This window comes from Candidatus Eisenbacteria bacterium (assembly GCA_018831195.1).
In the GTDB taxonomy this organism is placed as follows: Bacteria; Eisenbacteria; RBG-16-71-46; order CAIMUX01; family JAHJDP01; genus JAHJDP01.
The window spans coordinates 1-17,702 of sequence record JAHJDP010000121.1 but is presented as its reverse complement, the minus strand read 5'-3'; the positions used below and the strand labels follow the sequence as shown (position 1 = coordinate 17,702).

8 protein-coding genes are annotated in these 17,702 nt (G+C 53.6%); all 8 read left to right on the top strand.

Translation table 11 applies throughout. The features are described from left to right. Positions 1 to 315: 315 nt before the first annotated feature. Positions 316 to 3,465, top strand: a complete 3,150-nt coding sequence (locus tag KJ970_21200; protein ID MBU2693443.1) for a helicase — start codon at positions 316 to 318, stop codon at positions 3,463 to 3,465. A gap of 4 nt (positions 3,466 to 3,469) precedes the next feature. Next, positions 3,470 to 6,931, top strand: a complete 3,462-nt coding sequence (locus KJ970_21195) for a hypothetical protein (protein ID MBU2693442.1) — start codon at positions 3,470 to 3,472, stop codon at positions 6,929 to 6,931. 872 nt (positions 6,932 to 7,803) lie between these two features. Beyond that, the gene (locus KJ970_21190; GenBank protein MBU2693441.1) at positions 7,804 to 7,971 is read left to right on the top strand and encodes a hypothetical protein; all 168 of its coding nucleotides are present in this window, start codon (positions 7,804 to 7,806) and stop codon (positions 7,969 to 7,971) included. A 718-nt stretch (positions 7,972 to 8,689) separates the two neighbouring features. Then, a complete protein-coding gene (locus KJ970_21185; protein ID MBU2693440.1) occupies positions 8,690 to 11,422 on the top strand; it encodes a hypothetical protein in 2,733 nt (910 codons plus the stop codon). After that, the gene (locus KJ970_21180) at positions 11,406 to 13,697 is read left to right on the top strand and encodes an MBL fold metallo-hydrolase (GenBank protein ID MBU2693439.1); all 2,292 of its coding nucleotides are present in this window, start codon (positions 11,406 to 11,408) and stop codon (positions 13,695 to 13,697) included. The genes KJ970_21185 and KJ970_21180 overlap by 17 nt, the downstream gene beginning before the upstream one ends. 305 nt (positions 13,698 to 14,002) lie before the next feature. Beyond that, on the top strand, positions 14,003 to 14,176 hold the full coding sequence (locus KJ970_21175; GenBank protein ID MBU2693438.1) for a hypothetical protein: 174 nt from the start codon (positions 14,003 to 14,005) through the stop codon (positions 14,174 to 14,176). 678 nt (positions 14,177 to 14,854) lie between these two features. Next, positions 14,855 to 15,943 (top strand): DUF4062 domain-containing protein, encoded by a 1,089-nt coding sequence (locus tag KJ970_21170; protein ID MBU2693437.1) that lies wholly within the window; start codon positions 14,855 to 14,857, stop codon positions 15,941 to 15,943. Then, positions 15,933 to 17,426 carry a tetratricopeptide repeat protein gene (locus KJ970_21165; GenBank protein MBU2693436.1) on the top strand — a complete coding sequence of 498 codons (1,494 nt, stop codon included), beginning with the start codon at positions 15,933 to 15,935 and terminating at the stop codon, positions 17,424 to 17,426. Before KJ970_21170 ends, KJ970_21165 begins: the two co-directional genes overlap by 11 nt. Positions 17,427 to 17,702: the final 276 nt, after the last annotated feature.

Here is a 17,702-nt window from a genome sequence, read left to right as displayed (position 1 = left end):
GAGCAACAAGATAAAATAAAGGCTCCATGGCCATATTGATAATCGATCCAATGCATATTGCCAGGATGATGACAGCGGGAGGAGCTATGCGGAAGAATGCTACCATAGAACCTGACAACATCTCCAACCGGAAAGGCGGTGGGACTGACTGCAACGTATCTCCGCAGCATTCGATCCCGCATTTCATGGCGCTGGCGCTCAGGGGGGAGATGAGATAGGATCATTCCGGGTTGGCAGGGTAGAGCCAGGCAGACCCGGGCTTCAAACCAATGTTGGGCGAGCCGACCAGAATTGCAGCTCAACGTGGAGATCAAGATGACCGTTGAATCCAAAGGCCGCGACCTTTTCATCGTCGACAACAGCGTCTCCGGATGGACGGGATTGCGCTATCTTGATGAATGGTCGGGCATCGCCAAGGCTTTCGACATCGCGACCGGTTTCTTCGAGATCGGTGCTCTTCTGGCTTTGGACGGGAAGTGGCAAGGACTTGAGAAGATCCGGATCTTGATGGGTTCGGAGATGACCCAGCGCACGCGCAAGGCACTTCTTGAGACTGTTCGCTCGCGCGCCGCGGAGATCCTCGACGGAAGCGTCGAGGCCGACAAGGAGTCTAACCCGTTCCTTCATGGCGTGCCGGCGATCCTGGAGGCCCTTCGCTCCGGGCAGATCGAATGCCGCGTCTACGACAAGGACAAGTTCCACGCCAAAACCTACATCACACACGCCAAACTCGAGGTGGTCGGCTCGCAAGCCCTCGTCGGCTCCAGCAACTTCACGCGACCTGGCCTCACGAAAAACATCGAGTTAAACGTCCAGATCCAGAGTGCGCGGGAAGTCGCCCAGCTCCAGGAGTGGTTTGAGACCCACTGGAATGAGGCGACCGAGGTGACAGAAACAGTTATTGAAACCATCGATCGCCATACGCGCCAATACACACCGTTCGATGTCTACGCCAAGGCTTTGCAGGAGTTCTTCCGCGGCCATGAATTGACAGCCACGGAATGGGACGAAACCCACTCGAAGATGTTTCGCCATCTCGACCGATATCAGAAGGAAGCTTACCGGGCGCTCATGAAGATCGCGCGCCAGCATGGTGGGGCCTTCCTTTGTGATGGAGTTGGTCTCGGCAAAACTTTTGTCGGTCTGATGCTCATCGAGCGCCTCATCCTGCACGAGGGGAAGCGGGTGGTCCTATTTGCTCCCAAAGCAACCAAAGAGGGTGTTTGGGAACCGCACCTGTACGAGTGGCTGCCACACATCGGGGGTGTCGGCGGTAGCGCGGACTTCAGTAACCTCGCCGTCTTTAGTCATACCGACTTGAACCGCAAAGGCGATTTTCCGGAGCGTTTTCAGCGCATCGCTGAACTTGCCGACGTGGTCTTGATCGATGAGGCGCATCATTTCCGCAACCTGGGCTCACAAGGCGATGCCGAAGATGGCATCGAACCCTCGCGCTACTACCGGCTCTACGATCTCTTGGACAATGCCGTGCGCCCGAAGACTGTGTTCATGCTAACCGCTACGCCGATCAACAACCGCCTCAGCGATTTCCGGCATATGGCGGAACTCTTCACTCGGCGCGATGAAGCCTACTTCGCTCGTACACTTGGTGTGAACAACCTCCGCGCGCATTTCAACAATATGGAGAAGATATTGCGCGGGCGTGTCAGCCATGAGATCACCAATGTCGCAGAGCATATTAATGAGGCGCAGGAAATTCTCGCCGCAGACGAGATCTTCCGTCAGCTCGTGGTTCAAAGAAGCCGTGCCTACGCCCGCGAAAGCCAGATCCGCGAATCCGCAAAGACGGCTGTATTTCCGGAGCGCAAGCCGCCCCAGGTAGCCGCATACTCGATCCGCCGAACGTATGGTCGACTGCTCGACATGTTCGAGAATGCCTTTGCTGGCAAGAACCCGCTCTTTGCTCTGCCTATGTACTATCCCCTGTACTGGTACAAAGGGCCTGATCAAGAAATCGATCCCTTCGAGCAGAACCGGCAAAAGCAGGTCGTCGGTCTCATCCGAACAAACTTCCTCAAGCGTTTTGAAAGTTCGGTCGCCGCCTTCGAGCTTTCCTGCGATCGCCTGCTGCAGAAGTTGCTGGCTTTTGTGGAGGTTCACAGCGAGACCACTACTGAGAAGAAGAAACTGGAGCGCTGGAAGACAGACAACGGAGAGATCCTCGGTTACTCGGCTGGACGTCAACTGGAGCTTTGGGGCACGGGCGACGAGGAATCGGAAGATGACGATTTCGTTCCCCAGGAAATGCTCGACGCAGTCGAACGACTTGATCGGAAAGAATACGATCTCCCTGCGATGTTGACGGAGACATTCCGTGATCTCGGGCAGATCGTCCATTTCCTAGAGGAAGCTCGGAAGTTCGAGCCACGCCACGACGACAAGCTTCAAAAGCTGATCCGTCAACTCAACTCGAAGGAACTCCTCGGCCATAAGGTACTCATCTTCACCGAGTTCGCCGACACCGCCCGCTACCTCAAACGCTGGCTTGATGACGCGGGCATTGACGGTGTCGCTCAGGTGGACAGCGCCACAAAGACCAACCGCGCAGACGTTATCCAGCGTTTTGCACCCTACTATAATGGCACCTCATCCGCCGAGCTTTCAGCAGAGGGTCGCCCGGAGACCCGCGTTCTCATCTCCACGGATGTCCTGTCCGAGGGGTTGAACCTCCAGGATGCTTCCAGAATGATCAACTACGACATTCATTGGAACCCCGTACGCTTGATGCAACGCATCGGCCGCGTGGACCGGCGCATGAACCCTGAGATCGAGAAGCGCCTTATCGCCGACCACCCGGAAGTCGCGAACTCCCGTGGCAAAGTCAGCTTCTGGAACTTCCTGCCGCCCGACGAGCTGAACCGAATCCTCTCGCTTTACGCTACAGTCACTCGGAAGACCCTGATGATCTCGAAGACCCTCGGCATAGAGGGCAGAAAGCTTTTGACGCCGGAAGACGATTTTGAGGCGCTGAAGGAGTTCAACCACACCTATGAGGGCACACGTAACGCGGTGGAGGACATGCACCTCGAATACCAGGCGTTGCTCCAGGTCGATCCGGAGCTGGAGACCCGTCTGCGGGCCTTTCCCGGTGCCATCTACAGTGGCCGCAAGAAACTCACGAGGGGCGTGCAAGGCGTCTTTCTCTGTTACGGGCTCCCAGCACTCGACAAGGAGAAGAACGAGTTCACCGATGAAGCCGGGACTACTCGGTGGTATCTCTATGACCTTAATCGCGAGATGATCCTTGAGGAACCGGGTGAGATTATCGAGAGCATCCGCTCTAAGACAAATACACCGCGCCGATGCGCCATGGAGCAGGAAACGCTCGTAGGCATCCGTTCCAAGGTCCTCAAACACATCAAAAACACCTATCTCAAGCGAGTGGATGCTCCCGTTGGCGTGAAACCCATGCTCAAGTGCTGGATGGAAATGAACGAGGACTAGGCCAATGTCAACTGACCACCGCGCTGTACTCGCGAAGATCAAACGCTTTGATCAATTGATTGCATATTTGCGTGACGAAATGGGCTGGCCAATCGCCCGGGACTCGTTCGAGGAGGCTGACGATCTCTTCTTCGATTTCACGCCGGATGAATTGGGTATCGATGAAAAGAATTCTGCCAAGATTCAGGAGATTAAACGTTTGCGCCCGCTGGCCCCAAACCAGCCTTGGGGAATCTTCTTTATCAAGTTCGAGCCCAAAAGGCTGCCTGTCGTCGCACTACGCCGCATCTTAAGCCAAGTCGCACAAAAAAAGCGCGCCTCTGCCAACAAGGCGGAGCGCAGGGCTTGGGCTGCGGATGACCTACTCTTTATTTCAAACTACGGCGAGGGTAGCGAACGCCGAATCACCTTCGCCCACTTCTCGAAGGCAAGGGTCGGCCATGATCTCCCGACCCTCAAAGTGCTCGGCTGGGACAACCTTGATACAGACCTGCACCTCGACGCCGTCGCCCGGGAACTGTGCGAAAAGCTTGCTTGGCCTGAAAATGAGGACGACGTCAAGGTTTGGCGTGAGCAGTGGAGCGCCGCCTTCACGCTCCGCCACCGTGAGGTCGTCGCTACCTCGAAAGAACTTTCTATTCGCCTGGCCAAGTTGGCAGGTGACATCCGCGACCGCATCAAGACTGCCCTCGCCATCGAGACCGACCGCGGCTCGCTGAAGAAGCTCATGAAAGCGTTTCAGGAGGCGCTCGTTCACGACCTGGACGCGGACGGCTTCGCCGATATGTACGCTCAGACGATCGCGTACGGCCTGCTCTCCGCGCGAATCGCCGACCCGCACAAGAAGACGGTCGACGATTTCGCCGCCCATATGAGGACCAACCCCTTCCTGCGCGAGCTGATGGAAACCTTTCTGAAGGTGGGCGGGCGGCGCGGCAAGGCGGGCGGTGCGGGCATTGACTTTGACGAGCTGGGAGTCTCCGAGGTAGTCGACCTGCTAGACGATGCCAACATGGAGGCCGTCGTCCTCGACTTCGGTGACAAGAATCCGCAAGAAGACCCGGTCATCCATTTCTACGAGCTATTCCTGAAGGAGTACGACGCCAAGAAGCGGATGCAGCGCGGCGTCTTCTACACGCCGCGCCCGGTGGTCTCCTACATCGTGCGCTCGGTGGACGAGCTGTTGCGCACCGAGTTTGGCCTCGCGGATGGCCTCGCCGACACGGCCACCTGGGGTGAGATGGCGAAGCGCCACAAGGATCTAAAAATCCCCGACGGCGTCTCACCCGACCAAGACTTCATCCAGATCCTCGACCCCGCCACCGGCACCGGCACCTTCCTCGTGGAGGCCATCGACCTCATCCACAAGACGCTCGTCGCCAAGTGGAAGGCGCAAGGGCATGGCGAGAAGAAGATCGACGCGCTATGGAACGAGTACGTACCGAAGCACCTACTGACCCGCCTGCACGGCTACGAACTGCTGATGGCGCCCTACGCCATTGCGCACCTCAAGATTGGACTCAAGTTATACGAGACCCGCTACCGCTTCGATAGCGACGAGCGGGCGCGGGTCTACTTGACGAATGCGTTGGAGCCAGCAGACGACTTCTCGGGGCGATTCGAGTTCGCGATCCCAGCGCTTGCACACGAAGCCGAAGCGGTGAACAAGGTCAAACGCTACGTCAGGTTCACCGTGGTCATTGGCAATCCACCATATGCGCAATACAGCATGAACTTGAACACTGCGGCCAAAGCCCACATCGAGAAGTTCCGATATGCAAATGGCCAAAAGATTCGCGCTCGGAATGCCCTCCAACTTGAGCGCAACCTGAATGATGACTACGTGAAATTCCTAGGGTTGGCGACCGGGCTATTCCCTCCGGGATCTGGCGTGCTGGGAATGATCACCAATCGGATGTTTCTCGACTCAGAATCTCTGGTCGGACTGAGAGAGTGGTTCGCGACGCATTTTCGTCAGCTACACCTGCTTGACCTCTGGGGAAGCAGCGAGGAGTCACGGCGAGTCGCGAGGTTGGCTGCTGATGAGAACGTCTTCGACATCCTGCAAGGAGTTGCAATATCCTTCGCGGTGGCACGACGCTCGAAGGCTGGAGCGGCGGAGCCGGCATTCTCCCGGGAGGTAATCGGGACGCGAGAAGAGAAATACGGACTTCTCAGCACTGACTTGGCGCTAAGTGATTCTGGCTGGGAGGAGACACAGCCCAAGCCTGGTGACTGGTGGCTGCATCGGGAGAGCTGCGACAAGGTCTCAACCGAACACGAGTTCACCATCGCAGATGTGTTTCCGCGATTCTCAACACTCGTCGCGAGCAACCGAGACCATTTGGTTGTGGATCTGGACAAAGCTGTTGTTCTCGAAAACGTCAAGGCTGTTAGGGCCTTTCGCGGCTCAAACGAGAAGTGGGCGGAACACTTCGGCATCACGTTGAAGACAGGGTGGAACGTTGATGCGGCAAGAGAAAAGCTAGCAGCAATCCATGATATATCGGCCCATATAAAGCCTATTGAATATCGTTGTTTCGATAGGCGTTGGATTTTCTATCACCCAACGCTTGTCTGGCAAATGGCGCCGGTTAGTTCAACCAATGTCCTGCGCAGCCGGAGAAACAGAGTTCTGATATCTCTCGGCAAGAATCGATCTGAGGCAACAAATGGCCATTGGGTGTCTGCGACGCTCGCGGACAAGAGCGTCGTCAGCACGCGCGACAATGCTTCAGGTTTCCCGCTCTATCTCTTCGACGCTGAGGGAGAGCTTGCACTGGGCAGCAGGACTGGGAGGCCGAACATTGCGCTGAAGTTCCTGCGGCGTCTCGCGGATAAGTTGAACCTCCGGCAGAAAGGCGAGTACGGCTTGCCGGAGGGGGTCACCCCGGAAGACATATTGCACTACGCCTATGCAGTGTTTCACAGTCCCGGCTACCGGCATCGTTACGCGGCGTCTTTAAAGACTGAGTTTCCACGATTGCCGTTGACAGGTAGTCAGGAACTCTTCCGCGCGCTGGGGGGGCTTGGCGGTGAACTCGTTGCTCTGCATCTGCTCGAATCTCCGAAGCTCGACCGGCAGATTGCCGAGTATCTCGGCGGGCACGCACCCGAGGTCGAAAAGGTGTCCTGGTCCACGAACACCGTTTGGCTGGATAGGGCACAGACCACCGGCTTCAAGGGCGTGCGCGAGGAGGTGTGGAACTTCCACATCGGCGGCTACCAGGTCTGCAATAAGTGGCTCAAGGACCGCAAGGGTCGTACGCTTTCCAAAGACGATATTATACATTACCAGAAGATTATAGTCGCCCTTTCCGAAACGATTCGCTTGATGAGGGAGATCGACGTTGTCATCGAGAAGCACGGCGGCTGGCCGGATGCATTTGCGGTGTCACAGGGGGCTGAGCCACTGCCAAAGGTCGCCGAGACATCCCCCGGCTACCGCAAGGGAAATCCTCGGTAGACCTGCGTATTCCCGTCCAATCTGGCCACTGATTCCGGTAGAAGCCGCTCACCCATACGGGCCCGATTCGCTCCTGGCCCCAACCCGCCTGCGGCAGGGGCGGCCAGGGAGGGTGGGGCGCTCAGCCCAACTTCTCAGCAACCTCCCGCAACGCCTCCAGCACCATCCCCCGATTCTCCTTCCGCCGATTCACAAAAACCGGGCTCGGATGAGGGCACGGCATCAGGATCAGATCGGGCACCCTTTTAAATCCACCTCAATCCATGCCATAATCTCCCCGTCTCCTAACATTGAAGCGGAGATACCACAGGACCCGTCGAGGTCGGCGGGGGGGATCGTTCTACACTGGGCCGGGCAACTGGTACCCCAGTTCTTTCCAGATACAAATAATTGTGGCAACCAATTGACAATCCCTGCATGACTCGATTACAATGCCTCTGGGCCGGGACGCAGGTGCTTGAATTGTGGTATGGTGCGGCCCAATATTCTCTGCTTCCCTGACCTGAAATTCGCTTTGCCAGAATAGTCTATGTCCACGCGTGTGGCAGTTGATGTAATGGCACATATTGCATTACGGGGCTGCTAAGGGGTGGGCTATGGACTTTGAGGCCGACGGTTTTCAGGTCTATTTTGGACCACAGGCAAGACGAAATTAAACCATTTTGCAAGCTTCACCCCCTCGGGATCATCAACGATTGATGATGCCTTGCTGGCGGCCAGGGAGAAAGGCGTTGAGGTTCTGGGGGTTCTTGATAGGGCGCAGGCGGCCCACGACTACTCACCGCATCCAGCGTTGCTTGCCAAGGGGGCGAAGCTGCACAAGGTGCCAGTTGTCCAAGGGTTCGATAAGGCAGGTAAGCTTCATCACAAAGATGATGGTGATTGACAAGAAGGTGGCGATTAGTTGCAGCTTCAACTACACGGATGATGCCAATCGCTACAACGATGAGAATGTGTTTTTTATGCATAACGAGGATATTGCCAGGCATTATGCCACCGAGATCGAAAGGATTTATAATCAGTTGGCTCAAGATTTATAGGAATAACCGTTATGTGCCAGAAGGAAGTGCGGAGGGCTAGAACGGCTGCGAGAAAGGGTAGTATAATGGTCGATCCCGGTGGCAACAGAGGGGGAATTAATGAGGTTTGCTGCTGTACTTTGGTCCAGTTTCTGGTCAATACAAAATGCCGTCGTTGGTCTCCTCGCGCTTAGCTTTGCAATAGTATCGAGACAAATACCATCACCCTCAGGCATTCACGTTTCGTCTGAGGGAAAGGACACGAAGTAACCGACATAAATTTGGCTTTGGACTCGGCTTTTGCTTGCATCAACTGGCTCAAATACTGCAAAGTATATGAATCTTGCAAGCGATATTGCGAGGGAATTAAGGCGGTTTTAGGCCATCACATGGGCCTGGCGTGCTTGAGTAAGACGAGATTAGATTAGAAGAGCGGGGAACTGAGTTCACCACCCTATTTCCTGGCACGAATGGGAGGCAGTTCATTAGGAGCGAATCGTTGGATTCCCGGTGTGAGAAATTTGGCGGCGACGTTTCCAGATCCTACGATTTTCGTCTCATGTCGTCCGCGCAAAAGGGAATCAGCTGGGGCCGACAAGGGGCGATTGATATTGCATTCTGCTGTCGTGTTTGACTATATTTTGGGGGTTGCCCAATAGCCTATTTAGGTAATACATTTCAAGGGATTGGGTGGAGTGATCTGACATCAAGGTTCTTGAAGCATCGGGAGGCAAAGAGATTGGGAATTGGGGAAAGTAAGTGTAAGCATGTTGACTATGGGTTGTTAGTCAGCCTCTTCGCTACTCGCCATGGAAGGGATCGGGAGGCAGTCAAGAGAATTGCGGAACGCGGCGGAATACTAGATAACTACAATCTACGGCTAAGAGATACCATATCGAAATATCATCGGGTAAAGGAGGGACAAGATGAAGAGGGGCTTGCCGATTGGCTTTACCGAGCGCATGTCTTCTCCTTGTGGGGTCCCTTTGATGTTGGTCTGATCACCCTAATCGATGATTTCGAGGTCGCCTCGCATCTTGGAAAGTGTGATAGTATTACAGCTGAACAATTGCTTGTCCACGCTATCCCAGATTTAACAGTAAGAGATGATCACTCGGGCCATGCAAGGCTCATTTTGGATCCAAAGGAATTCTATTCCCCAGAGGCGCCAATTTATACGTCATTTCCGCTAATTGGTATATTACAAATCAAACTTAATGCGCTGCTGCGCATCGCATTTGGGAACAAACTCTTATATCGCACTATCGGAAGTATTATCCAATGCTGCGGAGATATGAATACCAAGGACATGAGAGTCCTGATTTTAGAATCTCTGGGTTGGAATGAATTGACCCTCTTAATTCATGCGAAGTCATTCGCCTCGATTGCCACCTTTATAGAGCTAGTAAGATCAACTCGATTTGATGATCTTGGATTGTCGGCAACTGAGCAAGACTTCAAGTCGATAGAGCCCTTTTATGGGGACACCGAGAATCTAATGACGGGGCATTTGATTGCCACTACCCAGACCATTTGTGGCCAGACCTGGAACTCTTATAATAGCGAAAGAGAGAGCCCTTCTCCAAGGAAGAATCAAACCCCATCCTATGACAAGGTTGCCGCAACATCATCCATTACAACTAAACCGGGACACACCATAAGGGTCCTTGAAGAAACCTCAAGTTTGCACTTTGATGACGACCCAGATTCATTTCTTTATTGGGCAACATTCGGGCGAAAGGATTTGTCAACTGGGCAAATCCTAGGATGCTATAGTACACAAGAGTTTCTGCAGCTTTATGGCAAGATGAACAGACGGCTGCTGGACAATCCAAATCCAGGCAAACTGCCAAAATATAACACCTATCACTCAATTACCGAGCTTGCGGCACCCGTTACCCTTGAGCTTCTTTTAAGGGCTGGCATCAAGAAAATTCAACGACCACTTGTACACCGAGAGGTTTATCGTGCCTTAGAATTATTAAAGCTTTCTGACCGCCAAAGTGAGATAAAGAAACTACTAAAAGCGGATCTTGGGTTTCCGAAGGCTGTCATTACTGAAATACTTCATCTTACATCAATGCTTGATATGTGTATTGAAGACCCACTTCTTTTTGATTTGTTTCTAGACTATATACCAATGTTTAGAGAGACATTTCGACTGCTTCGCTTTGCTGCAGTGACAGAGAATATAACGCGATCACAGCGCGGCTTCCTGTGCAGGCGGCTTAGCAAGTTTGTTGACCGTGTTGGGCACTCGATGAAGAACTCATACGAACGCACATATGCAACGGCAGATGTTACGGAGTTGTCAATTGAGTTCAAAGGTGCCTATCAGGATCTGCTTTGCGCAGTCACGGGTTTTGTCAATGCCATGTTGCATGCATCGGAAATGAAGGATATATATGCCCTGCCCATTATACAGGGAGTCGATCCGCCCGAATGTTTTAGTGGACTAAGATCGCCCATAATCCGCCTTAATCACTTGGATCTATTGCAGCCCGAGGGATGGCTACAGTTTGGTCATGAACTTGCGCATTCGTTGCTGAGAGACGAATGGGCTGTACGTGGACTAATTGACCTAAACCTAGCTAGCACGCGTCTCTGGCAAAGAGAAAGCGAATTAGGAGCCTCACGCCCTCCTGTAGCTCCGCGCTTAGCAATTAGGCACCAGCGTGCAAAGGACACGCAGTATTTACTTGGCGAGGTCATTTGTGACATTTATTCCTATTACTTTTGCTGCTCTGATGACAAAACGATGTTTTCATGCTACTTCTGGCTTAACCATTGTCGCGGCGGCCAGTTCGAGTTACAAAACAGTGAAAGTCTGCTAATTATCTGCATTCGCTTCTTTTCTGTCCTTATGCTTGTTTCAGATGAGATTAGAGAATATGATTTGCGGACTACTCTTGCCAGTATCAATAGATGGATAAGTGAGATGAAGCTTTCATCTCTTTCTCCCATATTCTCTAGTGAGGAAAATGACTCATCATTGAATTTGATGGGTGATTGGGGTGCATTAAAAATTCTGGCCAAGAGAACGCTTGCGCTTGTTTTACTTTTAAGGGAAGCTAAATGTGAGCCTCTTCTCGATTGGTTAAAAACCAAGTCGTCGGCGCTTGCCGGAATGGAGAAGGAGTCGATTCCCGGCAGCGATACACACGGTCCGTTGATCGATTTTTACTATTGTCGTAGACTTATCCTTGATCATTGTCAAACAATTTGGGCACATGAAGAAATAAATCATGTCAAGTGGATATCTAGAGCTAAAGATGGAGCACCAATTCTGAAGAAGAACCACTCCAGGGTTTTGGTCGATTTGCGAGGAGGAACATTCATAGTGGATCCTGCAACTCGACGGAAATATTTCCACGCCCGAGTGCATTTCTTTTACAAGCTTCTTGACTATGCGCATTGGAAGAAACGAGATCTTCTTATCCAAACGGGGACAGACAATGAACGAAGAGCCTGAAGGGAGCCATAAAGGGCAAGTCGCCAAGAAGTCAGTGTTCCATGAGTTTTCTTGTTGTGAGAAATGCTGTGAAATTATCGATGTCAGGCGTTATAGAAGAGTTCTCGACGAAATGCTCGAGACATTGGAGAAAGATGCAAGTGGGATAAATTCTCGAATTGTATTGGCTGGGCAACTGTTAAAAATTGCAGCCTCTCTACTTGAGGGTACAAGAGAAGAAAGGGACTTGAATGCAATCGTTGCTGGACATCTAATTAGGGAAGATGCTTTTGTTTTTGCTCGCGATGCACTTATTGCCTCCGCCCCCGGTGACCTGTTTTCGTTTACAGTGTTACTTTCATTGACGATGACTGCAGCACGAGGATCTGATCGTGGCTACGAGGCACTTGATCTCTTTCGACAATGTCTACCCAATCTGGTACCACTTCTAAGAAGGAATCCTCCGACAATATCATCACCATTTCCAGCCATGTCTCATCTGAATCAAAAACGCTGCTTGACGGATGTTCGGCGTATCCTACATTCAATTGGTCTTGCTGATTACTTCGCCTTCTTCTCTTCCGGTTGGCTTGAATCGATTCGTTCAGATCCCGCGACTATTGAAGTAGCCAATGAGCCAAACCAGGCTGATTCTGGGGACATGAAAATTGGATTAATTAACGATAGCTATTTCGTCCGAGAAATTAGCCATCTTAAAGAGGCAAGTACCACATTAGAGTCCTTAACCAGCTGTGCTGCCTATGCTGACTTGAGTACACGATTGCAGACGGTGATTGAGAATATTGGTAAATTGTACTATAAAAATATAGATAAACTTAGGGTTAAGGGAGCGCGAAATGCGATTGATGGAGTTAGGGGCACTAATGAAATATCGATCGCAAGGGACCATTGGCTGAAGGCCCGTAGCTATCTTGAATCATCTCAAAATAGGGATTATCGATTATCGAAATTATACAAAATGGTACAGAAGCCACTTGACTCTTCAATGCATGGCAAATTTCATGACAAGCGAGTCCAGGAGTTATTAAAGGCAATGAGCGAAGATCCTATCGTCAATGGGAATGATCTTCGTACATTGATTCTGGACAGAACAAAAGACCCTTTGGGAAAACGCGACTGTCTGTGTGTTGTTCGAAGATGGTCATCAGCCCATCCACTTGTCCAGGGGGCAAAGTATGAGGAGAACTTGTTTGGTGGAGGACTCTTTCTCTCTGCTCGGGGATTCGGTCTGGTAATCGATCCTGGAGTGGACTATATTAGCAATCTAAGGTTCTTTACGCCATTCGAGTTTGATGATATCGATGCTGTAGTTGTAACGCATAGTCACGTGGATCATAATGCAAGCCTTGATCAAATACTCGCATTGAGTCACGAACGAAGTAGGAATATTGGAGCGGATGGAAAATTCTCAGATAAGGGAATTGATCTGATCGTGTGCGAGAGCGAGCCGGATCCACGCATACATTTGAGAAGACAGATCGAGGAATGTAATGGCTTAGGCCAATGCAAAACCGTTGATGATTGTATGCGACGCCAAATATGCTCGAGATCATATGGAGGAGTTAATGCGGTTTCTTATCTATCGGAATTGGGGCGCGAAGGTGACCTAAAGATGTGGGAGCGAGAATTAGGGGGAGCAGTTTTGCGGGTCGAAGCCATCAGGGTGAAGCACCGCTTTAGGTGGGATGATATTTCTGCTGGGCTATTAATTACACTCACATCTGAGGATGGGAATGAAGTAAAGATTGGCTATACATCTGATACTGAGTACTTTTCTGCTGATGCTGGATCAGGGATCAGACGCGCTATTTGGGAGTCGTTTGGTGGTTGTGATATTTTAGTTGCGAATGTATGCTCGGTTACTTTTCCGGATTTGATGCTAGAAGCCGGGCTAAGTAATCATCTTGGTTTGTCTGGTGTAAGACGGCTTCTATCGGAAATTGAACCCGTCCCATCCGTGGTTATATTGAATGAGTGGGCACTTCAGGGTGCTGCCATGGATTATCGTCTCCTAGCGGCGCAGTACCTCGAATCGATGCTCGATGACAATGGCCGGGATACGAAGATCCTAGTCGGGGAGATTGGACTCAGAGTGAGTTGGTCTGAGACAGGTGCGCCCTTAGTAGTGGCCGCATGTTCACACGGGATTCAGATGCCAGTTCTGCCGGCTAAGGTTTTCCAAACAAAGGCCGATAATAGTGAGTTGAAGCCCCTGATACAGACGTTAACTCAATGTCCGGAATCCCATGAAACCCGGGCATGTAGCCCTCTTTGACATGCAATGGAGGGGTTCGGCCAAAAAAGCAGTGTATTCCCCAAACGGGAAGCAGAGTGCCCATATTATAACTGGTTGATTTGCAATGTGTTATAGGGGCATTCAAATTATTTGACAGGAGGGTCGTTGGAGATCAAATTGGTACCTGGGGAGTGGGCGCGGCTCGCTTGCCTCCTCGGCAGATGGACTTCCCTGCACCAAGTTCCTATGGGGTGGGGTTTCATGATCCGACACCCTTGAAAATCTCTAAGAATTTGTGCTAATATTGGTTAGAATGACTAATGGGCCCTGTGGAGGGGATGTCCATGAGCAACGAAGAAAAAACGCCGAAAGATGATGGGTATGCCTCATTTCTGAAGTCCCTAGAATCTGACGATGATTGGCACCGTTTATTCAGTCTATATGACAAAGATGATCTTGACTGGCTCGACCGGGTGGCTGTTCTACTAGGTGTTGAGGATTCCGGAGAAGCTGAGTAGATAAAGGCCGCCTGTCCCAGCTTCCAATTTTCAATATGGAAACAGTAGTGGCTATGGGGCCTATGGCAGAAGTCGTGGATTTGACCCAATCGAGAATTGTCAAGCGGCGTATTTTCTTCAAATTTGAGAATTGTGATCAGTCCAGGCCAATCATGCTGATAACGTTGCGCTCCAACCTCCCCGCAGCTGTCTCTGGCCAGAGGGGTTGGGGGCGGATGCTGACAGAAGGGCGATAGGCGTGCCAGTGGACGCGAGTTTAAAGGTATTCCCGTCCTTTCCGGCCACCGATTCTGCTGCATGTCAGCCACCCATACCGAGCGAATCCAGTCCCTGAACGACCGCTGACACTGTACACTGCCGTCGACCGATTCCGAACCTTCCAGCGAGCCGCATTCAGTGCTATCATCTACCTGCGACTGTGTGGGCTGGAATCATGGAAAATCGGGGCGTCACATGTGCCGCGGAGATTGATCATGAAACGTTGCATCAAGGGGAGTCCTACGGACAACAGCGCCAGTTCTCGACCCTGCCGGGTTTCAAACAAGGGTCTGGTCGGGGAGGATCCGAGGATTTTAGGATGGATGGAATTCATGGAATAGACAGTCACTAGAATGCGATGGGTCGGGAGTGATTGTCCAGTTGGCGCCACAAGCCCTTTGTACCGGAGGCATTCGAACCGTGAATCAGCGACACGCGAGCCCGCACGTCCAGATCTTCCTGTCAGCTGTCACCTCGGAGTTTCGCTCGTACCGGGACGCCTTTCGGAAGACGCTCGAGCGTCCCAACCTGACCGCGAAGGTTCAGGAGGACTTCATCGCGTCTGGGCAGACAACGCTTCTAAAGCTCGATGACTACATCCAGATGTGCGACGCCGTCATTCACATCGCGGGTGACGCGACGGGATGCGTGGCCGGTGCCCCGGCCGTGGCCGACCTCAAGGCCAGGTACACGGATCTTGGGGAGAGGCTACCCGCCCTACGCGGTGTGCTGGATGCGGATCCCCCCGTCCTCTCGTACACACAGTGGGAAGCGTACCTCGCTGTCTACCATAGAAAGAAACTCTTCATCTGCCATCCGAAGCCCGTGGCCCCGCGGGATCAGGGATATGTGCACGACGCGCAGCAGCAGGCACAACAGCAGGAGCACCTCAAGCGATTGCAGAAGCTTGGACGATATCCGGAGATCCACTTTGACGGACGGGATGAGCTGACCATCGAGCTTCTCCGCTCGGCCCTGCAGGAGGTCCTTCCGCCGGCCGTGCGGCACCGACCCGTTCGACTCCCCGACCCTCCCCTGGGATCGCTCTTCAAAGGACGGGATGACTGGATGGCCAAGCTCCACGAGAGCTTCCTGACTGAGAAACAGGGTCGCGCCCTGGCCATCGTGGGAAAAGCGCTCCACGGGCTGGGCGGTGTCGGAAAGACGCGACTGGCTGTGGAATACGCCTGGAGGTATGCGGACTCCTACAGCGCACTTCTTATGGTCACGGCCGACTCCCTGGAGAACCTGCGGCGGAATCTGGCGGCTCTGGCAGGGTCCGACGTGCTGGATCTTCCAGAAGGAGACGCGCCCGAGGAGGATATCCGCAGAACTGCCGTCCTGCGCTGGCTGCAGGAGCACCCAGGGTGGCTGCTGATCCTGGACAATGTCGACAGTCCTGAGGGCCGAGGCCGTCGAGGAGATGCTTTCCTGTATTCCCGGGGGCAGCGTTCTTGTGACAAGTCGTCGTTCCCAGTGGAGCGCAGCCTTCGAACCGATGGAGCTTGATGTGCTCGCTGTGGAGGATGCGGCCCGGTTCCTCCTCGAGCGAACCGCACGCGGCCGTCGCAGGCTGCCGAGCGATCCCGCCGATGCCGAAGCGCTGGCGCGGGAGCTGGACGGTTTGGCGCTTGCCCTCGAGCAAGCTGGGGCGTACATCGCGCGCCAGCGCAGCAGTCTGAGCGAGTACTTGGCCGCCTGGCGGTCGCACGACCAAGCCGTGCAGGAGTGGTACGACCCGCAACTCATGAAGTACCCGCGCAGCGTGGCCATGACCTGGCAGACGACGATGGAGCAACTGGGGGTCACCGAGGTTGCCCTACTGCGCCTGCTCGCCTGGTTTGCGCCGGATCCGATTCCGCGGTTCCTTTTAGAGGACGATGTCACGGAGACCATCTTGCGCGACGCAGTCAAACTGCCTTGTCCAGGGGAAAGGCAGCCGAAGCGTCGTAGTCCGGTGGCTCGGAGTGCGTTGACTGCTCTTGCCGACTACAACATGGTTCGATGGGATGCAGAGGAGCAGTCGACCAGCCTTCATCGAGTGATGCAGGAGGTCCTTCGCAATCAAATGCCGGGTGCCGAGCGAAGGGAGTGGGTCGTGCTGGCACTGCGGTGGCTCGACCATGTCGCCCCGGACTCTCCCGGAGACGTCCGCACTTGGCCGCGGTGGAACCCGCTTCGCCCGCACGTCGCCGCAGTTGTGGGACAGGCGGACGAGCTTGCCATCTCGGAGCCGACGTCAACGCTGATGAATCGACTGGCCGTTCTCCTCTTCCACAAGGCGCTTCATTCAGAGGCCGAGCCGCTCATGCGCCGGGCGCTGGCCATCGACGAGCAGAGCTTCGGCCCAGAGCACCCGGACGTAGCCATAGCCCTCAACAACCTGGCGCAGTTGCTTCAGGCCACGAACCGCCTGGGGGAGGCCGAGCCGCTCATGCGCCGGGCGCTGGCCATCGACGAGCAGAGCTTCGGCCCAGAGCACCCCAAAGTCGCCATTCGCCTCAACAACCTGGCCTCGTTGCTTCAGGACACGAACCGCCTGGTGGAGGCCGAGCCGCTCAAGCGCCGGGCGCTGGCCATCGACGAGCAGAGCTTCGGCCCAGAGCACCCGGACGTAGCCATAGACCTCAACAATCTGGCGCAGTTGCTTCAGGCCACGAACCGCCTGGGGGAGGCCGAGCCGCTCATGCGCCGGGTCGTGGAGATCATGGAGAGGAGTTTCGGGGCCGGACACCCGAACGTCGCCGTGGCCCTCAACAACCTGGCGCAGTTGCTTCAGGCCACGAACCGCCTGGGGGAGGCCGAGCCGCTCAGCAGACGTCAGCTGATCATCTTCATCCGTTTCGCCGAGCGCACGGGCCACGAACATCCCAACTTTCGGACCGCCCTCTCCAACTACATCGAAGTGCTAAAGCAAATGGGAACAAGCGAGTCCGAGATCGGTCGGAGAATCTCGACCCTACTCAAGGAACACGACCTGGGATGGGAGTGACGGCTGTCCGTCCCGAATAGTGTGCCACGAAAGCAATGATAGGAGGTCAGAATTGACTGACTGACATTTCCCTTGCTGCAGGAGAGATGGGGGACGGGCCTCCGTGTGCGGGTTGCAGGATCAGTTCTCTTACTGCCCGCATCTTATACACCCGCCCAATTCTTAACCCCTGGTACCGACTCGCACGGGGTGGGATTCCATATTCTATTTTTCAGACTTCTGTGAGTGCCATGGAGATGGGCAGGTCGACTATAATTGGCCGAATGGTGTTGGGCT

What these genes read in the sequence shown, in the direction of transcription:
- KJ970_21175 (MBU2693438.1), top strand. Translation starts at nt 14,003, where the DNA reads ATGAGCAACGAAGAAAAAACGCCGAAAGATGATGGGTATGCCTCATTT.
- KJ970_21195 (MBU2693442.1), top strand. Translation starts at nt 3,470, where the DNA reads ATGTCAACTGACCACCGCGCTGTACTCGCGAAGATCAAACGCTTTGAT.
- KJ970_21200 (MBU2693443.1), top strand. Translation starts at nt 316, where the DNA reads ATGACCGTTGAATCCAAAGGCCGCGACCTTTTCATCGTCGACAACAGC.
- KJ970_21180 (MBU2693439.1), top strand. Translation starts at nt 11,406, where the DNA reads ATGAACGAAGAGCCTGAAGGGAGCCATAAAGGGCAAGTCGCCAAGAAG.
- KJ970_21165 (MBU2693436.1), top strand. Translation starts at nt 15,933, where the DNA reads ATGGAGCTTGATGTGCTCGCTGTGGAGGATGCGGCCCGGTTCCTCCTC.
- KJ970_21190 (MBU2693441.1), top strand. Translation starts at nt 7,804, where the DNA reads ATGATGGTGATTGACAAGAAGGTGGCGATTAGTTGCAGCTTCAACTAC.